At 69.0% G+C, this 24,607-nt stretch carries 10 protein-coding genes and 1 pseudogene; 5 read left to right on the forward strand and 6 right to left on the reverse strand.

Features of this window, described 5'->3' with window-relative positions; genetic code table 11:
* The first annotated feature begins 292 nt into the window (after positions 1 to 292).
* Positions 293 to 3,952: a polymorphic toxin-type HINT domain-containing protein gene (locus AB0B97_RS00640; RefSeq protein WP_357489429.1), complete on the forward strand. Its 3,660-nt coding sequence runs from the start codon at positions 293 to 295 to the stop codon at positions 3,950 to 3,952.
* Between the two features lie 3 nt (positions 3,953 to 3,955).
* Positions 3,956 to 4,660: a hypothetical protein gene (locus tag AB0B97_RS00645; protein WP_357489431.1), complete on the forward strand. Its 705-nt coding sequence runs from the start codon at positions 3,956 to 3,958 to the stop codon at positions 4,658 to 4,660.
* Positions 4,661 to 5,558: 898 nt separating this feature from the next.
* Here AB0B97_RS00645 and AB0B97_RS00650 read toward each other — a convergent pair.
* The 3 genes from AB0B97_RS00650 to AB0B97_RS00660 form a co-directional block, all read right to left on the reverse strand.
* Entirely contained in the window at positions 5,559 to 6,275 is a 717-nt protein-coding gene (locus AB0B97_RS00650) for a hypothetical protein (RefSeq protein ID WP_357489433.1), read from the reverse strand.
* A gap of 105 nt (positions 6,276 to 6,380) precedes the next feature.
* Complete coding sequence (locus tag AB0B97_RS00655) at positions 6,381 to 6,968, reverse strand: hypothetical protein (protein ID WP_357489435.1); 588 nt, start codon at positions 6,966 to 6,968, stop codon at positions 6,381 to 6,383.
* A 175-nt stretch (positions 6,969 to 7,143) separates the two neighbouring features.
* Positions 7,144 to 7,611 carry a hypothetical protein gene (locus AB0B97_RS00660; RefSeq protein ID WP_357489437.1) on the reverse strand — a complete coding sequence of 156 codons (468 nt, stop codon included), beginning with the start codon at positions 7,609 to 7,611 and terminating at the stop codon, positions 7,144 to 7,146.
* Positions 7,612 to 8,484: 873 nt separating this feature from the next.
* Here AB0B97_RS00660 and AB0B97_RS00665 point away from each other — a divergent pair.
* From AB0B97_RS00665 to AB0B97_RS00675, 3 genes are all read left to right on the forward strand, one after another.
* Positions 8,485 to 8,622, forward strand: coding sequence for a hypothetical protein (locus AB0B97_RS00665; RefSeq protein ID WP_357489439.1), 138 nt, complete (start codon positions 8,485 to 8,487; stop codon positions 8,620 to 8,622).
* Complete coding sequence (locus tag AB0B97_RS00670; protein ID WP_357489441.1) at positions 8,616 to 9,152, forward strand: hypothetical protein; 537 nt, start codon at positions 8,616 to 8,618, stop codon at positions 9,150 to 9,152. The genes AB0B97_RS00665 and AB0B97_RS00670 overlap by 7 nt, the downstream gene beginning before the upstream one ends.
* Positions 9,153 to 9,986: 834 nt before the next feature.
* Complete coding sequence (locus tag AB0B97_RS00675; protein WP_357489443.1) at positions 9,987 to 11,435, forward strand: hypothetical protein; 1,449 nt, start codon at positions 9,987 to 9,989, stop codon at positions 11,433 to 11,435.
* Positions 11,436 to 11,846: 411 nt separating this feature from the next.
* Here the strand turns inward: AB0B97_RS00675 and AB0B97_RS00680 are convergent.
* The 3 genes and pseudogenes from AB0B97_RS00680 to AB0B97_RS00690 all read right to left on the reverse strand — a co-directional run.
* Positions 11,847 to 12,461, reverse strand: a pseudogene (locus AB0B97_RS00680) (leucine zipper domain-containing protein); the annotation flags it as partial.
* Between the two features lie 181 nt (positions 12,462 to 12,642).
* The gene (locus AB0B97_RS00685) at positions 12,643 to 21,897 is read right to left on the reverse strand and encodes a hypothetical protein (protein ID WP_357489445.1); all 9,255 of its coding nucleotides are present in this window, start codon (positions 21,895 to 21,897) and stop codon (positions 12,643 to 12,645) included.
* Positions 21,894 to 24,401, reverse strand: a complete 2,508-nt coding sequence (locus tag AB0B97_RS00690; protein ID WP_357489447.1) for a CHAT domain-containing protein — start codon at positions 24,399 to 24,401, stop codon at positions 21,894 to 21,896. Before AB0B97_RS00690 ends, AB0B97_RS00685 begins: the two co-directional genes overlap by 4 nt.
* Positions 24,402 to 24,607 lie beyond the last annotated feature (206 nt).

A 24,607-nucleotide genomic window follows, 5' to 3' on the forward strand; every position in this document is an offset into this window, starting at 1 on the left:
CACCCAGGTCGAGGAGCTGATGGAGTGGCCGTCGGGCGGCCCGCGTTACAAGGTGACCGCGCGGTCGACCTTCGACACGTACGGTCGCGTGACCGAGGCGTACGACGTCTACGGCAACAAGACGACGACGGTGTTCACGCCAGCCGCCGACGCGCTGGTCACCCAGATCGACACCATCAACCCCAAGTTGCACAAGTCCACGTCCTACGTGCAACCCGCGTGGGGTCTGCCCACCGCCGAGGTCGATGCCAACGGTGCTCGTACCGATCTGGCGTACGACCCGTTGGGGCGGTTGGAGAAGGTCTGGCTGCCAGGCCGTGACAAGAGCGCGAACCTCGACACGCCGAACAGCAGGTTCTCCTACCAGGTCACTCAGTCGGCGCCGGTCGTCGTCACGACCGAGACGCTGAAGGAAGACGGCTCGTACCGGGTCGGATACGAGATCTACGACGGCATGCTGCGGCTGCGCCAGACCCAGCAGCCAGCTGCCGGTGGTGGCCGGATCCTCACCGATGTCTTCTACGACAACCGAGGTCTCGCCTTCAAGAAGCGGGCGGCCTACTACAACGACTCACCGCCATCGGCTCAACTCCACGACGATGTCGGCGACAATCTGGTGCCGAGCCAGATGCGGTACTACTTCGATGGCATGGGCCGCCCGACCAACGAGGTCTTCGAAAGCTTCGGCGTCGAGAAGTGGCGGACGGTGACCACCTATGGTGGTGACCGGATCAATGTGACCCCGCCGTCCGGTGGAACCGCCACGACCTCCATCACCGACGGGCAGGGCCGTCAGACCGAGCTGCGCCAGTACCACGGCACCACGGCGACGGGCGCCTACGACGCGACCACCTACGCGTACGACCGGTTCGGTCGGCTCAGCAAGGTGAAGGACCCGACCGGTAACGAGTGGACCTATGTCTATGACCTGCGCGGCCGGCAGATCAAGGCCAGCGACCCGGACAAGGGCGACACGACCAGCACCTACGACGACGGTGACCGCCTGACCTCAACCACCGACGCCCGGCTGGAGCGGCTCTCGTACACGTACGACGAGCTGGGCCGCCCGAAGACCCTGCGGCAGGGCGCCGACCCCGGAACCCTGGCGGCGCAATGGGACTACGACACCCTGAAGCTGGGGCTGCCGACCTCCTCGACCCGGTATGTGGGGTCCAACGCCTACAAGACCGAGGTCACCGGGTACAACGCCCGTTACCAGCCGGAGGGGACCAAGTACACCATCCCGGCCAGCGAGGGTGCCCTCGCCGGTACCTACAGCTTCGGGGCGTCGTACACCCCGAATGTCGGCCTGCCGAAGACCAACACATACCCGACCGGCGGTGGTCTCCCCGCGGAGACCGTCACCTACGGGTACGACGGCCTGGACATGCCGGTCAGCGTCGCCGGTCTGAGCAAGTACCTGCAGACCACCCAGTACTCGCGGTACGGCGAGCCGCTGCGACACACGCTGGGAGCGGTCGGCAAGGAGGTCTACCTCAGCTACTCCTACGAGGAAGGCACCCGCCGACTCGCCAAGACCGTCACCGACCGCTCGATCGCGCCGACGCGGCTGGACGACATCGAGTACAAGTACGACTCGATCGGCAACATCACCAAGATCAAGGGCGTCGAGCAGAGTACGTCCACCGACACCCAGTGCTTCGGCTACGACTACCTGCGTCGCATGACCGAGGCGTGGACGGCCACGGACGACTGCGCGGCGAAGACACCGTCCGCAGCCACCGTCGGGGGGCCGAACCCGTACTGGCACTCATACACGTTCTACGACGGGACCAGCAACCGGAAGACCGAGGTCCAGCACGACACGTCGGGAAATTCGGCCAACAACGTCACCTCGACGTACGCCTACCCGGCGGCGGGCGCTGCTCAGCCTCACACGCTGCGCAACGTCACCACCGTGGGTCCGGCCAGCGGTGGCCTGCCCGGCGGTCAGCGCCTGGACCAGTACGAATACGACAAGGCGGGTAACACCACCAGCCGCAAGATCGGTGGCACGACCCAGGACCTGACGTGGGACGCCGAGGGCCATCTGTCCAAGGTCACCGAGGGCGCGAAGGTCACCGAGTTCCTGTACGACGCCAGCGGCAACCGGCTGATCCGCCGGGACCCGGGCACCGTCACCCTGTATCTCGGCTCCACCGAGATGACGTTGACCAAGGCCACGTCGACGGTTACCGGAACCCGCTACTACCAGGGTGTCGGCGCGGTCCGTACCCCGTCGAACAAGGTGAACTTCCTGCTCGGTGACCACCACGGCACCGCGCAGCAGAGCATCGATGCCACCACGCAGGCGTCGACGCGACGCAAGTTCACGCCGTACGGGCAGGCTCGCGGCACCCAGCCGTCGGTCTGGCCCGGGCAGAAGGGCTTTGTCGGTGGCACGATCGATTCGTCCACCGGGCTGACACACATGGGCGCCCGTGAGTACGAACCTGCCACAGGGCGGTTCATCTCGCTGGACCCGGTCGTCGACTTCAACGATCCGCAGCAGATGCAGGGCTACGCCTACGCGAACAACTCGCCGGTGAGTTTCTCCGACGCATCAGGTCTGCGGTTCTGCGCCGACGACAACTGCACCGGCAATGGTGGTGGCGTTGCGGGCACCGGCCCGCCGCCCACGCCGACCAAGACCACGACGCCGTCCAACGGGACCAAGACGCCGACGGGGCCGAGCGCCGAGGAGGTCCGCAAGGCCAAGACGGTCTCGGAGAAGAAGATCCTCGACGTCGTCATCGAGGCTGGTGGGCAGATCCTGCTCGAGGTCCTCGGCATCAACGACATCCGCGACTGTGTGATGAAGGGCGACATCGGCGCCTGCGCGATGGCCGTTGCCGGAGCGTTGCCATGGGGCAAGATCCTCAAGGCCAAAAAGATCGGCCAGGCGATGTTGCGGGCCGGTAAGGCCGTGATGAGCTGGTTCGACGAGATGAAGGTGGCCCGCAGGGTCCTCGCGGAGGCCGACGAAGCGGCAGCCCTGTTCGCCAAGCAGGCCGATGAAGCGGCGGCAGCGGCGGCTAAACAGGCCGACGACGCGGCGGCGACAGCGGCGAAACAGGGCGACGACGTCGCGGAGACAGCCGGCGACTCCTGCAAGATCGGCAACAGCTTCATCCCCGACACCCCGGTGGTGATGGGCGACGGTTCCACCAAGGCGATCGAGGACATCGCGTTGGGAGACAAGGTCCTCGCCTCCGACCCGGAGACGGGCAAGACTGAGGCCCGCGAGGTTGTCGGGCTGATCGTCGGTCAGGGCTACAAGGACCTGGTCGAGGTCACGGTCGACACCGACGGCGCCAAGGGCGACGCCTCGGGTTCAGTGATCGCCACCGACGGACACCCGTTCTGGGTCGTTGACCTCAAGGAATGGGTCAAGGCCGCCGACCTGAAACCGGGTCAGTGGCTGCGCACCTCGGCGGGCACGCTGGTGCAGGTCGAGGCCGTACGACCCTTCACCCAACAACGCCGAGTCCACAACCTCACCGTCGACGGCATCCACACGTACCATGTGGTAGCCGCCGGCACCCCGATCCTCGTCCATAACTGTGGCGACGGAGCGGAGGATCGGCTGAGCGAGATTGCCGATTCAATCAAGGAAAGTACACCGAAGAGGCAGCGCCCAGGAACTGTCAGTGAGAGCGTTGGCGTCCGTCCGTCCGGGCTGCTGGTTGCCGTGCATACCACGTCGGGTACCCCAGGCCCTATGCCAGGCCGACTGATGTCGGCACTAACCGCCTGTGGGCATGCTCATGGCGGATGTAGTGAGGTCAGCGGTGCTGCCAAGCTGATGAAACTAGGTGCGGTTCCAGAATCAGTCACCACTGTAGGGATTCAGTCAAAACGTATTGGGGCTTCGATGCATGGGCAAGTAATGGGACCGTGCGCTTCTTGTCAGAGGTTGCTCTCTGCATTAGACGTGACGTCGAGAGGCTAATTCGTGACTATCGATCCGGGCGACTTCGTAATTGATGCACCGGAGCCGCTGTCTAGCCGGGCGGCGAATTTTCTTCGGACCAAGGCCCGTCGGCAAAGCTTCGAGCGCGGCCTCGCTGGGGAGCGACTCGAAGCAGAAATCCGGAAAGTCTACGGAAAATCGAATGATTCTTTTGTGCGTCGGCTGGGCCAACTGCAGGCAAGGTATGGCGGACTGACCTACCACAGTGGATTTTTTGATTCCGAAGTGAGGTTCAATCCCCAGTGTGAACCAGATAGCCCTGATGAAGAGTTGGAGATCCTCTATGCGGTGGAGACAGGAGGCCCTATTGGTGCATCGGTGACATTGCGAGGCGACGTCGAGGTGGGGCTCGATGAGTTGGGGACGGTAGAGTTCTCGAGCCTAGACAACTTGATTGAGTCTGATGCACTACACGGTGAAGCTGATCTACTCGCACATAGTCGTCGGGTCTACCTTGAAGGTGCAGATATGCCTGAGGTGCTCAATCGTTTGGTTGCTGACGCCGGACTTAACTTGCGTCAAGTCGATGAGGCTAGCAGCATAAATTGTCGCTGGTTCGAAGGTGACTCGGTTGTGGTGTTTGCCTGCAGCACATGGGCACGTTTGGGCCTCGGCATGAATCCATTCATAAGCATTTGGGGTGATTCCGAGGAGCGGGTGCAGCAGGTTGAATGGCTTGTCATCTAAGGTTGGGTTGGATTCCTGCTCATTCTTGTCAACCTGGCTTCGGTGCGCGTAGATAGAAGTAGGCTTAGGTGAAGAGCAGTGAGCAGGGGTGACTCCGGTCACCCCTGCTCGCTGTACAGCCACAGATGTTGAAAGGCTGATTTCAATGCCCCCTTGGTGCCCTCTTCTGCCGCCGAGGCCAGGTATGGAGGGGCGGGTAACAGAGCTACCTGGACCCGATGTCAGGGCGGGTTCTTGACCGGTCGCCGTAACGTGTGCGGTAACGGCTGAGGCTGGCAGCCGAGGATCGGTTGGCATAAGGCAGCAGCGGGCGTCACGAGGGGCTGGCCCTTCTGTCCATGTTTGCGGATTTATCGATCGCTGCTGGCAGGCGGTGACAGAATCGTTGTAAAACTGGGGGTCAAGGGGTCGTCGGTTCGAATCCGGCCGTCCCGACGCAGGTCAGAGGGCTGATCCGGATATTGGGTCGGCCCTTTCGCCGTTCCGGGGACCAAGATCAGCCAAGGTGGGGTTGGACTGGCGCTGCTTGACCGCTAGTCAAGTTTCAGGTGGCTACCCGGGTCATTTGCCGAATTGTTCGTTCTCTGGATCAAGGCGGCCCGCAAAGAGGGCCGCGCCGGCCCGGCCCCGGCCTGCTGGCGACCTCCGGCCGGCATCGGCCGGCCGGCCACGCTTCGGAAGCACAGGATCGGAAGACCTCGGGGCTCCGCCCGAACCCCGGCCTTCCTCAGAGATCAGCCGGGCGGATCTCCTCATCGGCACCACAAGGGCTACCAGCATCCCCAGACGGGGACAAGGTCGTTCGGCTGGCGAGGCGCTCTACCTTGCCCCCGCCCGGGGATGCTGGACGGTCTACGACTGCCGGACGAGGAGATCCGCAGTCCGCCGCCGGGAAGCCTTAGTCATCATCCTGAGACTTCCGCAACTCCTGAAGCCACACGATAGGACCAAGGGCACCAAGTGCCAGAGCAACTGCCTGGACCTGGTCGGTTATCAGCTGGTGGAGATCGAATACACGGTTCTCCGTGGATCCGACGTTGGCGAGATGGAGTGCAAGCGCGGTACCAAGATAGATCGCGATGACAAGCCGGATGGCAAGCTGTTGCTCCGGCTTGAGCGCTGGCCGGCGCCGAGATGAGCGGCCGACCTCTCCCTCAACTGCGCCGCCATTCGAGTCCTGTGCATCTTCGCTGGTGTTGGATGGGGTGGTCTCTAACGTCTCCGTGAGGTGCGCCAGTTCTGCTTCAACGTCCGCCACAGTCAGAGTGCTGTCGGCAGCGATGGTTACCTCGACCAAGTCTTCCCAAAAGATCGTTCTCATGCTCGAAAGCGCTTGGCGGACCATGTTCCCGGTGTCGAGCTGGGCTGCCGCTTGGCGCAGCATCGCCTGCGTGTCCACGTTGGCAAAGGCCTGGCGGGCCATGTTCCCGGTGTCGAGCTGGGCTGCCGCTTGGCGCAGCATCGCCTGCGTGTCCACGTTGGCAAAGGCCTGGCGGACCATGTTCCCGGTGTCGAGCTGGGCTGCCGCCTGGCGCAGCATCACCTGCGTGTCCAGGCTCGCGAAGGCTTCGCGAATAAGCCTTGCGAGGTCCGGATTCCAGTAGGGGTTAGTCACGCTCTGTACCGTACTTGAGGCCCATCAGCATCGAACAAAAGGCTCACGCGGGGGACGAGAGGGTGAGCTGACTCCAGGTCGAGCCCAGCGAGGTAAAGGCCGCCGCTACTGCTCACGGCCGACGAGGCGAGACGCGCGAGGCAGTTCCAGCGGCTGTCTCTGTTCAAGATCCGCAGCCGAGTAGATCCTCGCAAGGAGCCAGCTCGCGGCGTTAGGTGCTCTCGTGACATCAATCGTGTGCGGGCCGATCGAGATCAGCGGGTGCCTTCCCGTGCCCCGCAGTCGGGGAGCGTAGCGCTCTGCAAGCTCGGCCTCAGATAGATCGTCCCCGTTCGAGGCGGCCTCTCTCTTCAAACGCCGTTGCATGTTGCCATCGCCCAGGACGTACTCATCGAAGTGCTCCACGACGTCACGAGCCTGAACCAGGCCCGGCAGCGCCGCATCAAACTGTGCCACCGCGTCGGTCAGATGCTCCTTGGCATCAGGGTTGCGCATGTGCCGGAGCGCCATGGTGGCAGCACGATGGACGTTACGCAGAGCGACCAACAGCAATAGCGCATCGGGGAGGCCGGCGCTGGGCCCGTGAAGTAGGCGCTCGGCCGGGACCATGACGGCCTTCGTCCAGAGCCACGCCTGACTTAGTGCTAGGTTTTCTGGCGGCGGCAGCTCGTTACGGACTTCTCCCGGCTCCATGCACTCAAGGATGGACCATCAACCCGATCAGTTGTCAGTCGGTGGCCGGCGGTCCGCATCTGGTCCGCCAGAGGTCGGCGAACAGCGGGGGACTGGTGTGAGATGTCGGAAGGCCTCTTCGCTGCTGGACCTGCATGTCCTCAGGAAGGCGGGCCGCCCATCTTGATCTCGTAATTCACAGGTCAAGAGACCGGAGCAGCCGCACCGCCTCGCGTGTCGCGCGATGCTGCAAAGCAAGATCCTTGCGTAGGCTCTGCTCGTCGTACTCCTGGTCGCACATCAGGGTGATGACCGGCACCCATTCGCCGCCATCGCCAGTGCTGTAGGGCGCCCACGAGGAGCCAACTTCCACGGGTCGGTGCACGGCCTCGTTCCGGCGCTTGATCGCGTCGTAGATCAAGTCTAGGCCGGCGGACCAATGCGAGCGCCTCTGTTCATCGAGCCTCTGTCGTATGGACAGGAGTAGCTGCCCGGCTGGACGGGCGACGTTCTGCCCAGGATCAAGACGAACGAGGATCATCCCGAGAGCGGCCTCCGTCTCGGCCGCCTGGGCCATGATTAGGCCTCGCAGCCGGTGCATCTCAGCGGCATGGTCGTCGTCGTGCGGATCGTTGCCGTCCTCCGGGTACAACTCGTTCCACACGCTCCGCCATGACACTGTCGTTTCACGGGATGCACGGCCGGCCGCTTCTGTCACAAGCCGAGTATCTGCCTCGAACAACCATGCGTACAGTTCGGCCTGCTGACAGGCGTCGTGATCTTTGCCCCGCAGGGGAGCCGCGTGCCCGTTGCGTGCCTGTTGACACGGGAGCCGAGGGTCAACGGCGGTCAGCTCCTGAACGTGGCTGCCCGCATGGAGGCGCAGGCCAAGCCAGGTCACTGCCGAACAACTTCCGGCCGTGTCCCACTTCCTAAACCGTGCGCTGCGGTCATCGAAACTCTCAGCGCCCCGGGGGACCAAGTAGGGACCACACGGCCTGCGCGATGGTGCGCGGCACGACGTCGACCGCACGGCCTGGCCTTGGAGATAGCGTGCATGACGTGCGGAGACATCGGCTCCAACGTCCTGGGGGTCAAGGGGTCGTCGGTTCGAATCCGGCCGTCCCGACCGATTGACCTGGGGAGATAAAGATCTTCTCAGGTAACGGCGGTAACATCCGGTAACGGATGATCTTTGTGGGCGGTAACCGCGTGGGTGGTTTGCCGTTGGCGTGCCCCTTGCACAACGCTCTGACCTGCCGCTCCATCTGCGTCCTGGATGGAGCGGCAGGTCTGCTCCTGATTGCGCGTCAAGCGCTGCAGATGTTGCTGACTGTCGCTACGTTACAACTGGCCTGTTTGTCGCAGGGGTCGCGGAGATCAGCGGCGGTAACTGCACGATGCAGGACCGGCTGCGGGTCTGCCGGGCGGCGGAGGTCCGCTGTCCCAGCGGGGTGGCACCACCTACGGCACCACCTTCCTCACCGACGATCCGGGACCGGTCTCGGCCAAAACGGTCGCCCACGAGAAGGAACACGTGGCCCAGTGGAAGAAGGACGGTAACGTCTTCGGCTACATGTACACCCTGGAAAACGTTTGGGTGGCCAACGACCCGTGCCAGAACCGGTACGAGGTCGCGGCCGACGCCAAGGGGAAGTCGTACAGCCAATGCTGAAACGCGGACGGCGTCGGCTCTGGCTGCTGGCGGGGCTGCTGCTCTGCCTCAGCCAGCTGGGCGCCGCCTGCCAGCACCCGCGGCGCCCGGACTACCAGATTGGGTTCGTGCGCCTCGGTGACCGGCTGGCCGTCTACACCCCGATCTGTCCCGGCGACACCGTGCGGACGATACAGGTGCACGCAGTTCCGCCGGCGGAGAAGAGCGGCAACTCGGTGCTGCTCTGGGAGGCGGCGGACCCGGTCGAAACGGGTCCGGCCGGTGCGGACACCCGCGATGGCTTGATCGTCCTCGGGGCCGGCTTCGGCACCATTCGGCAGGCACCGCCCGCACAGTTCGACCGCACGCTATCGGTTGCGGTGGACACGGCGGACGGGCGGTCGTACTCCGACGCGGTCGCCCTGCCCGAGCAGGTGGCCCAGTTCCCGGCCGACACTCCGCTGGCGGCGCTCTCCTTCGACACCGACGACGGGCGGGTCAACTACGACACGCTGCGCGCCCACTTCGAACGGGAGATCACCTGTCGCTGATCCCCGGACGGTCAGCGCTGAATCGGATCACGGCACCAACCCGGTCAGCCCGCGCAGGGAGCCGGCTCGGCGGCGGTTTTGCCTGGTTGGGCGCGAGCACGCCGCTAAGTCGGTCATCGCAGGCGCGACAACGTTCGCGGCGACCGAGACGTGGTGCCTTCTGATTCCGGGGTTCTTGCTGAACGGCGCGGATCGCCCAGTGAACGCGGCACCGCATCGGTAGCACCGACCACGACTGCTGCCCGCCTCGCGCCGACCGATAAGCGTGTGCAGCTTGTCCCGAGCGAAAGGGGCCAGCGCCGCTTGTCGAGGATGGGCAGAATGCGATAGGGGGATGTAGGGAGAGCGCTCGATATCGTCGCCCGACCTTAGACGATCCTCGGCGTGAGCGATGATCAACACTGTGTCGAAGTCCAGGCCTATGTCCCCAGCGGGCTAGTGTGCCGCGCCGGAAATTCGCCTACAAAACAGGGCGAGTGATTCGAGGATCTCTTCGGCGGTCTTGAACTGGCGTAGTGGCTGTTGGTGCCGCACGGTGATGCATCGCTATCTGGCCTGCCTCCGCTGCCAGCGTTGTACCGGCCGATCACTTCCTTGTACGCGCCGCGGTGTCGGCCTTCCTGGGCCGCTACCGTGGGCAGACTTGCGTGGAGGGGCAGTAGAACCTCACCTCGGTCCAGAACACGAACGCGATCCCGAGCTGCGAGGGCCCGCTGAGGTCGGCCGTAGGATTTGGGAGTGGCCGACTTGAATGACGCACATGATCGAAGTTCGGCATCCGTGACCAGTTGGGCGAGGTTGTCGGTCAGCCACTGTCAGTACGAGGTGTCCGCCGTGCCGGGTGCGTCCGGGATGGGGATCTACACCCTCGGCGACGGCCTGCTGCACGTCGTCGGCCCGTATCAGCTCACCGGCTTCTGCGGCATACACACCGGTTGGATCGAGGCGCGTGTCCGTGTCCTGCCCGGGCCTCCCACGGGAGTCGACGTCGGCTGGGATGCGATCAGTGAGGCAACCCTCTTCAGTCCCAGCGGCCGGCTGTCGGTCGTCGGCCTGATGGGCGGCACTGCGGAGGCCCTCACCGACGTCGCTGTACCGCGCGGGTTGATCCGGGTGCGGGTGCACGCGCGCGAACGCCTGCACGAGACCGTACGCACCGACGACGACCCGCCCGAGCGGCACGAGGTGCACATCTGGGCGGTCACCGAGGAGACGCCATGGCGGACCGTGCTGGCCGACCCGGGGGACCGCGACTGGGAGCAGAAGCCGACGAAGGCCGCCGAGTGGGGGATGCTGTCACTGGTTCCGCGCCCGTCTGGTCGTCCGGCGATCCTGCCGCCGCTGCCACTTGACCCGTACGAGGACGATGCGGGCCTGTCCCGGGTGGCGGTGGTCCGCCACCGGCCCGCGCCGGTCGAGGTCCTGGAGGGAGTGCTGCCCGCCGGCGACCTTGAGGTCCGGCTCAAGCGGGTCGACGACGAGACTTTGCTGTGGTCGTGGTCCACCGCCGACGAACCGATCTTCCCCCGCCCGCTGGCAACGCTGCCGGACGACGAGCCGAGTACGGTACGGCTGACGTCCGGCCCCGACGGCTCCACGCTGCGGCACGAGGGAGTGTTGGGCCGGCACGCCTTCGCCCTCGGTCTGATCTGGGACCACCTGCTCGACACCACCGGGTCGCATCCGTGGATGACGACGTTGCGAGGGCAGGCGGCCGAGGCGACCGCGTTGGCCGAGAAGTCCCGCCGCCTGCAGGCCGAGCGCGACGCCGAGCGGTGGGGAGGTGCTCCACCGTCGGATCGTGTCCGCGGACTCTTCGGCCAGGCGCAGTCCCTGGCCCGCATCGACCGCCGGCTGCTCGACCGCATCGACGCGCTGCCCGCCGCCCGCCAGCGGGAGGCAGCCTGCTGGGCGGCCCGCCGGGCGATGCGGGTGGCAGGACTGGAGCAGATCGGGTGGATCGCCGCTGCGCTCGCCGACGCCGAGGCTGGCCGTCCGCTGCCGCGATCCTTCACCGAGCAGAGCGGCAGCGCGGCGTTTCACCGGCTCCTGTCCGATCCCGAGGTGCCCCACACCACAGTCGCGCTCCGCTTGGACCCAGGAGTTTTCCGCACACTCGACGTCACCGAGATGCTCCAGCAGGCCGCCGCGTTTCCCGCCCTGATCGCCCTGGCGAATGACGATCCGCTGGCCGCTGCGATCGACGCCGTCTACAACGCGGCAATCGCCCACGGTGACGGCGGTCACCGCTTCCTCACCGACGCCCACATCGCCTTGCGCTGACCTGGTTCGGCACGCGGAGTCGCAAGCCGGCACCCGAACGACGCGACCCTTCGCGCAGACGCGGTCGGTTGGAGGAGGCTCGGTTGAGCCAGGGGCGACCCACGGACCGGACGACACCGCCGCTCGCGCGGCGACGGGGCCCGTGGACAGCCGTCTGGGGAGCCCTTGTCACGCCGATTCTTGTACGTCACGGCGTACCTGCCTATGCACTCGGATCTGTACGCCGACGGCGGGACTTCCGGGACAGTTCCGCCAGCTGCAACATGTACGCCGTCCTGGCGTGTCGTGCCATTTCCGCGCGTACATCTGGATCGAGCAGGCCCTCGGGGTCGACCTGTCGTTCGAAGCGATCGAGGAAGCCCTGCGTCCCGGCTGCCGTGCGGGCGCGACGGTCGGTCGTTCTGGCCCAGCGCGTCTGGCGGGTGGGCCGCCGAGTGCGGTGTGGTGGCGGTGGTGATTGTAGGTGTGGAGCCAGGCGGGTAGGGCCGCTCGTCGGGCGGTCTCGGATCGGTAGGGCTTGGCGTAGGCCCATTCGTCGGTCATGGTCCGGTGGAAACGCTCGACCTTGCCGTTTGTTTGTGGCCGGTAGGGGCGGGTCTTCTTGACGGTGACGTCGAGCTGGGTGCAGGTGTCGTGCCAGAGCCGGGACTTGTAGCAGGAGCCGTTGTCGGTCAGAACGCGGCGGACGGTGATTCCGGCTGTGCTGAACCAGGCGTGGGCGCGTTGCCAGGGCAGATCCAGGCGTCCGCCGATCCGGGCGGGTCCCCACCGCCGGCTCGTCCGTAGGTGCAGCACCTGGCGTTCTACCTGCAAGCGGGTGCGGTTCGGGCTGTGGTGTGGCCGGCTGGAACGGTCTTTCATGCCCGCGACGCCCTCGACGCGGTAACGCTCGGCCCAGCGTTTCGCGGTAGTCGGGCTGACTTGGAACCGTTCCGCGGCCCGGCGCAGCGGCCAGTCGTCGTCAACGACGCAGCGGGCCAGACGCAGTCTGCCGCGTTCGGTCAGGGGTGCATTAGCGTGGGTCACGAGGACCTCCCGGGTGATGCGGAACCTTCGACAAGCTCCACCTCACCCGGAGGTCCTCACCCATTTCAAGATCTACGCCCTGTCACCAACGTCCATGGACAGAACACCTAGATCGGCGCCGACCCCGCACCGCACGGGCTCGGGCCGGATGCCTACGGCATGGACCGGCGAGTCCTGATCATCAGGTCGCTTCCTTCATCCAGTCCAGCAGGCGCCGGGCATAGTCGCGCTCCCGGTCGTCGATCGGCTGGTAGGGCGCGACGAGCATCGTCGTGGGCAATCCGTCCCCGAGGGTGCGCTGCAGGATTCTCCGCAGCAGCCGCGCCTGCGCTTCCTCCAAGTGCGGTTGGGCGACGAAGTCGACGGTGTTCGGCGTCAGCGCACGCCCCAGTGCGGCGAGCCGGGTCAGCTGCCAGTCCTTGACGCCGATGAGCAGGTCGGCGTATTCGGCGTCGCCGACGGCTGCCAGCAGCGCTGCGGCGAGCTTGACGACGTCCTGCTCCGCCACCCGGCCCGCCGAGCGGCCAATGACACCGCGGCAGAACGCCTTGAGCTCGCTGACCTGGTTTTCGCGCAGCGAGCCGGCGAAACGCAGATCCGGTTTCCCGGTGACGTCGAGGCCGCGCAGGTCGACGGCGGTCAGGCGCTCCAGCTGACCGCCCGCCGTGGCTCGCGCCGACGGATCGTGCAGGTACTTCGCGAGCGGGCCCAGGTGCAGCGACCGTGCGGCGCACGCGCCGAGCCGGCGGGTCAGGTGCACCGCCTGGCGGCTGGCGAGTCCGTTGCCGTCCTGACCGAGCCGGCGCAGCAGTAGCACCGCGGCCAGCGCCGGTGCCAGATCGATCTCGGCCGGGCGGGTGGCACCGTCGAACAGCGCGGGGCCGTACTTCTCCAGCCAGGACACCAGGGCGGGCAGCGGTGCCGGTGCGGCACCGGGTGACCGCTCCTGCGCACCGAACTCCCGCAGGACCGCCAGGTCGGCCTCGTACTCCGGCTCGACGACGGGGCGGCTCGCCGGCGCGGAACCGGCGTCCACGTACGCCGCGAACCGCGCCGGCACGGCGGTGCCGCCAAGCGACTCGGCCATCCACCCGCAGATGTCGAGCCTGGTGCGCTGCTTGCCCGCCTGGACCAGACTCAGGGTCCGCTGCGGCACGGACCGCTGCGTGACGAGCATCGGCATCGGCGCCGCGTCGGCCCCGACTCGCAGGTCACCCTCGGAGACCAGTTCGGCGAGCTGACCCTCCGGGTAGAGGCGGGCCAGGTAGCGCCGGTGCAGGTCGTCCAGCGGCTGTAGTGGCGCGATCAGCACGGCCCGCACGGCGCTGCCGGGGGTCAGCTGCGCCCGCCGGTGCGCCGCGTCTGGCGTCATCGTCACCGACACGGTGGCGTTGTCCCGGACCACCACGTGCAGCGGCTCCTCCGCGGTGTGGTGCTCCACGATGGCGGTCCGCAACGCGGAGGCGGTCAGGCCGGTCGCCCACGAACACTGCTGGGCGGGCAGCCAGCGCAGGGCCAGCGACGACGTGTCGCGGCAGACGATGCCCTCCGGGGCCGTCTCGTCGCCGACGACGGTCATCGGTTCGACCCGGGCGTCGGTGCCGTACGCCGTCGCCCGAGCGCCGGACAGCAGCCGCTGGCGGGTGTCGACGTGCATCCACACCGGTGTGCGGCTGTCGCGCAGCCAGGCGATCACGTCCGGTGCCAGCCGGCCGGGCAGGCCGGGCAGCATCGCCTTCAGCTCGACGCTCAGCAGTGCCCGGCCGTGTTGGGCCAGCACCTGGCCGTTGCCGAGGCCACCGAGCACCCGCAACTGCACGATCTGCCCCGACGTGGAGGCCGTGCGGGCCGTCACGGGCGTCACCCGTGCTGTCGTCCCGTCGCGATCCAGCACGCGAACCGGGAGGTAACCGCCGACGGCGTCCAGGATGCGTGCCCGGTCCGCGGGCCGGCTGAGCGCCTCCGACAGCCAGGTCGTCCGGTTGTCGGTGGTGAGTTCGGCGGGTTCGCACCGCAGGTGCGGAAGGCCGGCCGCGCTCACCTCACCGGACCGCCAGGTCACCAGTAGGACGTCGCCGCGCTCCGGCAGGTCGGCTGCGGTGGCGGGGGTGAGCTCGTTGTCCCGGTCCAGCCAGCAGTAGCTGCCGACCGGCAGCCGGAGCTGGAGGTCCCCGTCCGCCGGGTAGGTGAGCTGCCAGTTCCCGCCGGCCAGGGTGATGCTGCCGGCCTCGACATCGTGCCCGGTGACCACGAGCAGCGCGCGGTTGCGGCCCAGGTAACCGCGCGGGCCGGGCGACCACGCGACGAGATCCAGCGGTTTGAGGGCGAGCGGGGAGGACATCACGGTACGCAGGGTCACCTCGTCGCCCGGCGACACGTCCCGCCAGCAGAACTTCTCCAGACTCGTCGGGGTGCCGGGGGCGCGCAGGATGCTGCCGGGCACCTCGACGACCCGGCCCGGCGCGAGCTCCACCCAGATGCCGTGCCCGCCGTCGAGCACCCCGGCGACCGGGAAGGTACGCACCTGGCCGGCGGCGCCGTCCTCGATCAGCTGGATCGCCGGGTACGCGTACCTGCGCAGGTCCTCGGGGTGGTAGCGCAGCGACCACCGGTCGTCGAAGAACAGCGGGTCGTTCGCCGGCGTCGCGCGGGCCGGCAGTTCCTGCGCTCTCGTGGTCAGGCCGCCGTCGGGCAGTTCGGTCCAGCTTCCGGTGCTGAGGTCGTGGTACTGCCACCGGCCGGCGCGACAGTGCCGGGCGATCCGGCTGGTCGGCCGGTCGGCGAAGGACAACCGGTGCCAACCGACCACCGGCGGTGGCTCGGGCGCGTCTGCGGACACGGCGGTGAGCACGGGCTGATCGTCGCCGTCGACCCCGACCGTGGCCGCGCGGATCCCGTCGGTGGCGTCGATGACTGCCTTCCCGCCGGCGTGGGCCTTGATCACGGCGAGCTTCGGGTGGTCCCTGCTCATCAGCGACGCCGTGTGCCGGCCGCCCTGCACCGGCTGGTTCGGCAGCGACACCACTGTGAACGTGCCGCCGTTCTGGGCATACTCCGCCGGTCGGCGGAGCAGATTGTCCATCGGCAGCAGCGTCGCCGGCCGGCCGGCACCGTCGACGAACGACGCGTCCGCCGACACGGCCGGAGTCACCACCACGCGGTCGCCCGCCCAGCGCAGCGTGACGATGTCCCCCTTCTGCAACCCTCGGGTCGTACGGGAGTCGGCGACCAACTGGGCGAGCACGCCAGGGCTGAGCTCGACGACGACGCGGCCGTCGGGCCACGTCTTGCCGACCGTGGCGAAGACCGCAGTCGAGTGGGCCGCCAGCCACGTGTTCAGGGTCTCCGACCGCCGTGGCGGCACCAGGATCGTGTCGCCTCGCCACACCCGCCCGGACGTGCCGTTCGGGGAGCGGTCGAGCGACACCCACATCCGGCTCGGCACCTCGGTCGGCTCGTTCGCCTCCTGACGCTCCAGCGCGTTGCGCAGCGTCGCCTCCCGATAGGAGAAGTAGCGCCGGTAGACCCGTACCTCGATCGGCTCGTCGGCGGCGCCGAGGACGTCGTCGGAGAAGCGGAACGACACGTAGATGTCGTTGCGGAAGTCGCCGAAGCCGCCGCGCTGGATCCGGCCCGACTCCATCAGCACCCGGTGCCCGGGCCGCAGCCCTCGCTCGCGCCCACCGTTGGGGGTGAGGAACGAGAACGAGAGGTACGGCTGGTCGGCGCTGGGTTGCGCGCCACGGTCCACCTCGGCGAGCAGGGTCGTCTCGTACGGCTGGGTGCTGTCGCGCGCGGCGGCGGGCAACGCGGCGATGATCCGTTCGACCGAGGCCCGGTCGAAGCGGGCGTTGCGTAGCCGGCGTTCCCGGGCGGCCGGTGACAGCTGGGATCCGCTGGTCATCCTGTCGTTGCGCACCATCGCGCTCCGGACGTCGACGGTGCGGGCCACCGGGTCGACCACCGCTGTCACCAGTTGCACGGCCTTGGCGTCGTCGCTCCAGATCTGGTGCTCGATCTCCCACCACAGATCGGCCGGGTCGATCGCGAGGACCAGTCGCTCGGCGCCGTCGTCACCGGTCACCCGCTCGAAGGAGACCGCCTCGACGCGGTCGCCGTAGAACAGCGACGGGGCGTACTGCGATCCGGCCCGGACGCAGTTGGCGGGCGCCAGCACGGTCCAGCCGTACCCCCACTCGAACCGGTAGGCGCCCGACTCGTCGAGCCCGGCGAAGTACATCCGGCGCGGGAAACGAGCGGTGCCCGCGCTGCCGCCTCCGTGGCCGAGCCGGCGGGCCAGCTGTTCCACGGTCAGCGGCGCGGCGTCGCGGTACGACGCCTGCCACTGCTGCGTCGAGGGGTCCCGGCTCAGCAGGAACCGGGCATCCGAGGCGAGGTAGTCGTCCCGCCCGGGCACCCACGGCGTATCCGTCGCCGGCAGCGGCACCTCGGCGGTCCACGACACCGCGGAGTCGGCGGTGTGCAGGGGGACGTGCAGCCCGTCGAGTTCGGCGCGTACACCGCGCAGCCTGCCGGTGACGTGCCGGTTGCTTCCCTGCTCCCAGGCCTCGAACCGGTCGCGGAGGCGGTGGTCGTCGTTCGAGCGGTCCGGCGCGGTCCGCACCGTCCAGCGGCCCGGCAGGAACGTCCGGCGGATGTCGACCATGCTGGTACCGTCCGCCAGATCGTGCGGCTCGGCGGTGATCCGCAGGTCGGCCCAGCTGTCCCCGGTGCGGCCGAAGGCTCCGACGTCCGCCTGCCCGTACAGGTACCGGTTGCCCGCGAGCCGGAGACGGACCCGGCTCCGGCGGGTGCCGCCGTCGGGGAACTCCCAGGTGGACTCCACTCGGCCGGCACCGGGCGGCACGTCCAGGCGCCGGCGGCCGGACAGTGCCTCCAGATGTCGGCGGGTCGTCCGGCCCGGCGTCGCGATGAGGACCTCGGCGGTCTCGGTGCGCTGGATCAGATCGCCGATCGCCACCGGCGGCAGCTGCGTTGTTCCGAGATACAGCGCCGTGCCGGTCACCTGATCCGATCCGATGAACCGCGTCGACCACAGCGCCCGGACGTTCACCAGGCGCGGGGTCGCCTCGAACGACCACCCACCCGCGTGGTGAACGGCCCACACCGGATCGCCGGGCCGCCGGGGCAGCGCCGAGAAGGCGGTCATCGGCGCCTCGCAGTAGAAGGCGTCGCCGGAGTGGTCCTCGAGCCAGACGCCGCACACGTCCCTCGTGGCTCCGTACAGGACCCGTGCGGCGAGCCCCGCCACGTTGCGACGAGGGCCCTCGAGCTGAGTGAGCCGTCCCCGGTCCGCCTCGCGCATCGTGCTCTCGAGGACCTCGGTGCTGACCGGGACCGGGTCCTGGCGGTGGTCCGCCGGCCTGGTGCGGATCGACCGTACGACCACCGTCCGGCCGGCGGCCAGACCGTCGGCCAGGGTGGCGTCCATGGTGAGCGAGTCGAAGTCGATCTCGACGGGCAACCCGTCCAGGGTGTGTCCCTTGAGCGACGCCTGGACGTCGCGCCCGTTGACCGGTTTGATGTCGAAGACGTCGCCTTCCTGGACGTAACGCAACGACGCGAACCGGTCACCCGGATCGGCGAAATCGTCCAAGCGCGACTCCAGAGTGGTGCGGCCGCGCACCACTCCGGTGCGCTGACTGGCGCTGTTCCAGCTGTGCGGATACAGCTCGAACGCCATCGACCGGCTTGCGCCGCCGTCGAGCGGGCTGCGGATCACCACGCTCTCGGCGATCTCCGGTATGCCGGTCGACATGGTCCACTCGGTGCCGTTCCAGGTCGCCACGTGCACGTCAGTCGTGGCGAACATCTGCCGCCAGCGCAGGTTGCGGTCGTCGAACGGCCCCGGCGCGAGGTCGCGCCACCGCTCCCGCGACCCGGCCGGCGGCTCGTCGGCCAGGTCGAGCTGCGGGTGACCGTCGGCGGCGCCGCCAAGGCGGACATGGATCAGCAGACCGTTGTCGTCGGTCTCGCCGCCGCTGCCGTCGAGTTCCTCGCGCTGCTGCCGGGCCAGCCGCCAGTCGGCCAGGCGAGCGCGGGCGGCCGGTGTCCAGACGGCGGCGGCCAGCAGATACACCGCGCCTGGGCTGGTGCAGACCCGCCACGCCTCGCCGCCGTGCGTCATCACCCGCTCGATGAGCACCACAGTGGTCGCCGGCGCGGCGGCGGTCAGCTCGGCGCTCAGGAAATGGGCGAAAGATCGGTCCGTGGGCAGCCATACCTGGTGCTCCTCGTCCCATCGCACCATCGTCGATCCGGTGACCTCGGTGCTGCGGTGGTACGACGCGGAGATGTCGGGGTCCCAGTAGTCGTGTACCAACGCGGGCAGCGAGATGCCGCGGCGGTGCTGGTACACCGTTCGCAGGGAGTGTTGGCCCGCGACCGCCAGGCTCACCACGTCGGCCCGGATGGTGAAGTCGGCCTTGCGGACCTCGTCCGGTGCCGGCGGCCGTGTGTGCAGGCGTTCCACCGCCCGGATCGTCCCGCTGTCGAGCTGCACGGCGACCAGGTCGCCGATCTCCAGCGACAGGTTCGTCGCGAAGCCGGGCGGGCTGCCACCCAACCCGCAGTTGACCAGGACGCGCCGCTCGTTCTGCCGCCGCTCGGCCGCCGCCACGATGCCGCTGACCCAGGCCCGCCCGGCCGGCAGCCGCTCCTCACGGCGCGCGTCGGCGGCGAACAGGTCGACGGCGTCACCCCGCGGGATTCGGTACGACCCGAAGGTGGTGAGGGAGACGTTCATCGGCACCTGCGCCAACTCGTAGCCGTGCTGCAACACCGCGGCGACCAACCGCGGGTCGTACGCCTGGGTGGCGGCCGCCGGCACCAACGCCCCGCCGCGGTGGAACTGCCACTGCGCGGGCGAGGTCGTCAGCGGTTGCCCCGTGGTCATCCCCACCCGGGCGACGAAACGCTCCAGAAGTTGGGTGCGCTGCGCGGCGCCGATCGACTGGGCGTACCCACTCCACGGGCTGGCCGTCGCCGCACGCTCGCCGGTGCTGTTCAGCAGCGCACGGAACAGCCGCTGACGCAGCTTCGCCGTGGTCGACTCGCCGATCGGCAGCACACCGGTCAGCTTGGCGACGAGCAGGTCGAGATAGCGCGGCGCGTTGACCGAGAACTCGGCCACCGCGTCGATCACCAGCTCCTGGACCTGGCGTACCGTGGCGTCGTTCTGCTCGGCGACCGGCACGTCCAGCAGGTCGAGCATCCGACGGCGGATGTCCCGGGGCAGGTTCTTGGGCTCGTTCAACCGGGACACGCGCCGGCTCCACTCGGCGATCCAGTCCGCGTGCTCGCCCACGGCCCGGCCGTCGGCGAGCAACGCCTCCAGCCGCAGCGTCATCATGGCGAGGTCGACCGTGACCAGCGGACCGGGCTCGGGGATGGTGACCCGCTGCCATTCGTCGACCTTCAGGTTGGGCGCGAGCAGCACCTGCCGGGTGCCGACCTTGCGGCCCTCGACGAACGAGTCCAGCCAGTCCCACTCCGCGCGGTTGACCGCGTCGAAGAGCGATGGGAACGCCTCCAGCGCGAGGGTCGCCGGTTCGAGGAGCCGCCGCGACGCGGTCGCCGGGTTGTACTGCCACATCTCGGTCATGGCGAGCGCGATCATCTGTTCGGCGGGCGTGGGCCCGTCCGTGCCGGCGTACCAGGCCGCCGACGCCGCCCGGACGGGGACGTCGACCTGCCCGGAGTACGCCTCGTAGGCCCAGTGCGTGACGACCATCGTCGCCGCCTCCTGGAACAGGTTGAGTGCCTGCTGCGGATGGGTGCCGACCAGCCGTTTGCCCCGGTCGCCGGGCTCGTACCGGACGGTCTGCCGCAACCGTTCGGCGACCAGGGCGGGCGGCAGCGACGGTCGCGCGTCGCCGTCGGCTCCGGCGGTCGCCTCGCCGCTGCCGATGCGGCGCAGGAAGTCCTGCGTGTACAGGGCGAGGCCGGTCATCGGGCCGTTGAGGAAGGCGTCGTCGTCGCCTGCCGCGTCCAGCGACTCCCGGTTGCCGAGGTGGGTCCGCAGGCGGTACCCGCCCAGCACGTCCGCCGCGTGCACCATCAGGTCGACCAGGTACGCCGGCGGCTGCGGTCCGGTGGCGGCCAGCAGGGTGCCGGCCACCGAGATCGCGCCGAACAGGCGCACCAGGGCGGACTTGTCGCCGAGATGCGGGAACGTGCCATCGGCGACCGTGTGCTTGCGCCTGTTGCCGTCCTCGGCCTGGTCGCGGACGGCCATCGGGTTGAAGACGGCGTCGCGGCGGTGCAGCCAGGGTGAGAACAGCAGGCTCGCCGTCGGCACCGGCATCCGGTCGTGGTCGCCCGACCTGACCTCGATCTCACCGGCCTCGGCGCCGGGCGGCATCCGGAGTCGGAGCAGATCCCCGATCGCCGCCTGGAACCTCTTCAGCTCCGACGAGTCACACGGCAGCCACACCCGGGCCGGGCCCTTGCCGCGTTTGGGACCGGCGAACGGCGGGGCGTTCCACCATCGGCTCAGCCGGGTCGCCAGCGACGCCGGATCCACTTCCGCCGCGACCTGCCACAGAACCGTCTGCCAGAGCAGCCTGCCGAGCAGGGGCTCCGGCTCGCCACGCAGCCAGGCGAACGCGTCGGCCCGTGGCGGCCCGCCGACGCGCCTGTGCAGGACGTCGAGGCGCCGGAAGCCGACCGCCTCCCGCTCGATGTCCGCCACGACCGTGGCGGTGTCGCGACCGTCCGCCGTCCGCGCGGCGAACAGCAGCCGGGCCATGGTCTCGAGCACGTCGGGCTGAGCCAGGCCGCTGTTGCCGGACGTGCCGAGCAGCCGGGCGACCAGCTTGGCGCCGTCCGTCCCGGAAGCGCCCGCGGCCTCCATCGCGATCAGCTGCGGCAGCCGGCCCAGCTCGCCGTCGAGTACCGCCTCGACGTAGTCCGGCTGCTGCTCGAGGTGGGCCGCGACCGCCCGGGGCGCGGCCTCGGCGGCACTGCGCAGGAGCGCGAGTACCGCGACGTCGGTCGCTCGGCCCGGCAGGTCGAGGTGGAGGCGGGTGCCCTGGGCCGGCCCGGTGGCCGGTGGCGCGACAGGTACGGCGGACAGCGCCTCGACGATCTCCTGCTCGGTGGCCGCGCCGAGCCGGCGGAGCAGGTGCACCAGCGCCGGCGGCGCCTCCGGGCCGATCGTGGCCGTCAGGGCGGCGGCGAGATGCTCGGCCGTCGCGGCGTCCGTGCAGCGCCGCGCCGCGTCCACCAGCGCCGGAATCGCGTAGACCTGCTGCAGCCGCTCGATCGTGGCGATCCGGCCGGCCGCCAACTGCACCATTGTCGACCGTGCGTGCGGTGATCGCAGCACCTCCAACAGCGACAGGTACGCCCGGGTGTCGCTCGGCTGGAGGCGGATGGAACAGCAGAAGTGCCAGTCGGCGAGCAGCATGGTCACGCTCTCTCGGGTCGGTTCGGCGGCAGGTAGGCGTGCCGGAGCACGGCGACGAGGTCGGCGTCCGTGACGTCGGCCCCGGTGGAACCCGTGGTGTTCGAGAGACCGACGACCAGCGGGAAGGGCGGGTCGAGCGCGAGCACCCGCTCGACCAGTTCGGGTTTGAGCGGCATCTGCGACAGCGCCGCCCAGTAGCCGGGCCGGTCCGGGAACGCGCCGGCCAGGTGCTCCGGGCCCAGCCGCACCGCACGGGCCCAGCGGCGGACGACCGCGGGATCCTCCTCGGCCCAGCGGCCGTTCCCGAATTCCGCCTGCGGGGTGGCGATCAGCCGCTGGACCGATTCGCCGTCCCGCAGCTCAAGCCAGCTCTCGAGCAGGTCCCGGGTCGCGGCGTCGCTGGGCCGGCGTCGGCGCAGTGCCCAGAGCAGGGCGTCGACCACCTCGGTGCGCATGGCGTGGGCGGGCGCCTCGTCGGGCAGGGGCGGACGACCGGCCTTGATGGCTTCGTCGAGCCAATGATCCAGGTGGTCGTCCGTCGCGGCGGCGGCGATCAGCGCGGCGTACCGGCCGGGCCCGGCGCGGTCCCGGGCGTACGCGGCGAGCAGCGGCTCGTAGCAGTCGCGCAACCAGTCGCGTACGTCCAGCAGCAGACCGACCTCGGCGGCGAGTCCCGGCGAGTCCGCGTTCACCGCGGCGACCAGGGCCTGAACGGCGGCGGCGATCGGTGTGGGCCGGCTGCCCCCGGCGACCGGCGGCGTCGGGGCGTCGAGGCCGTACCGCTGCCGGACCTCGGCCACAGCGGCGCCGAAGCCGGCCGGGCCGTCACCGGGCAGCAGCACGGATCTGGCACGCTGCACCCGGCTGGTGGTCCACGGAAGGACGTGGCACAGCAACTCGACGCGCTGCCCGTCGAGGCGGGCGGCGACGTCCTGGGCGGCCAGCACCGCGTCGAGCGGCTCCGGGGAGACGATCCGCAGCACCAGCGCCGCCCCGGGCAGCTCGGCGTCGCGGAACGCGGCGAACATCGCGATCCGCTTCGCCCACTCACCGCCGTATTCCCACTGGGCCGCGGGCGTCTCGGCGGTCACGACGAGGCCGAGAGTCGCGCCGTCGGGGCGGCTCTCCAGGACAGCGCGGAGCGCTGGCGGGTTTCCGGCAAGCTGGAGCCAGGTTTCCACGGTGTCCGGAATGTTGTTGGCCGCCTCGTACTCGTACCAGCGACGGCGCGCGAACGTACGCCGCTGACGGGTGGCCTCGTGCTGGAATGTCTCCTCGGCCGCGGTGAGCGCGTCACCGAGAGCGCGGCTGCGACGTTTCGCGTCCGCCAGCACGACTGTTGCCGGTCCGCGGTCCAGGGTGCAGATCAGGTCGAGGCCGACCCGCCGAGCGTCGTCGACGGGCAGGGCGGAGGTGCCCGGTGACCAGGACCGGGTCAGCGCCCAGGTCTGGTAGGTGTCCGGCGTCGGCAGTTCCGGCGCGGGCGCCCGTTGGTCCAGGAAGGCAAGGCCGTGCGTGTACAGGACGGGAAGCGCGTCGTGCCGGCTGAACCCCGAACGGGCTCCGGCCACGGCCAGGTCGGCCGGGGTTCCCAGCACCAGCTGTTCGAAGAACGTGGCGATGAACTGCTCGGCGTCGTAGTGGCTGACCGTGCCGTAGATGCCCACCACGAGCGGGACCCCACCCTCGGCCAGCCGCCGGGCGAGTGAGCCGTACGGGCCGACCGGCTCACCGCTGCCGCAGGCGACCAGCACGGCCAGGGCCGGCTTCGCGTCGGTGACGTTGGCCGCCACCCAGTTGTGCTCCAGCAGTTCGGCAGTCGCGGGAGCGTCCTCGTCGTCGGCGTGCACCAGCAGCCCGGGCGCCGGCGCCGCGACGTGGTGGCCGCAGAAGACGACCGCATAGCTCCGGTCGATCAGCGCGCTGCGGAGCCGCTGTTTGGTCACGCCGTCGAGGGTCACCACCTCGAAGCGAGCCGGTTGCAGCGCCTCCCGGATCAACGCGGCGTCTCGGGGCGCCCGACCGGATGCCGTGCGGAGGGTCACCGACTCACCGTCGGGCAGCAGGTGGGGGCCGGACAGGTCGGTGGCGGTGGCCACCACGACCCGCCTGCTCGGCACCGCACGCGATCGCGAGGCCGGGCCGTCCACGACCCGCACCAGGGACACGTCCGGCTCCTGCCCCAGGACGGTGAAGCCACCGAGGACGCGCGGGATCGGCGCTGCCTCCCACTTGCGGTCGACGATCTCCGCGGCGCCGGTGAGCAGAACACGGATCCGGGCGCGACCGGCGAGAGTTCGGCGCATCTCGGCGAACTTCGTGCGGACTGCGCCGGCGAACAAGAGATTCTCGTACAGATCCCCGGGTCTGGTGAGGTCCTGCGGTTGGTCGCTCTCGGCGAACGTGACCACATCGGACACGTACTCCTCGAGGACCGCCGGCGTGTCCGCCAGGAGATAGTCGTCTTTCCACGGCGGAATCAGACCGTTGTCGGGCACCGCGATGGTCACCGCGATGGTGCCCGGAGGACCCGGCTGGAGCGTCAGGTGAACGTCGACGCAACCGGCGGTCACGGGCGGCGCCGGTGTCCGACGGACGAGGGCGGCGGGGAGGAGGTCTGATCCATGCCACCATGGTTTCGGGGTGGCCGAAAAATGGTCAACGGACGAATGGCCGGTATCCATTTGGTCGTCGGTCATCTGACAGTCCGGTGTGG

It is taken from the genome of Micromonospora sp. NPDC049004, from assembly GCF_040649315.1.
In the GTDB taxonomy this organism is placed as follows: domain Bacteria; phylum Actinomycetota; class Actinomycetes; order Mycobacteriales; family Micromonosporaceae; genus Micromonospora.

Excerpts from the sequence above, each read along its gene's own strand:
- AB0B97_RS00655 (WP_357489435.1), bottom strand. The coding sequence starts at position 6,968 with ATGGAGCCGGGAGAAGTCCGTAACGAGCTGCCGCCGCCAGAAAACCTA.
- AB0B97_RS00670 (WP_357489441.1), top strand. The coding sequence starts at position 8,616 with ATGCTGAAACGCGGACGGCGTCGGCTCTGGCTGCTGGCGGGGCTGCTG.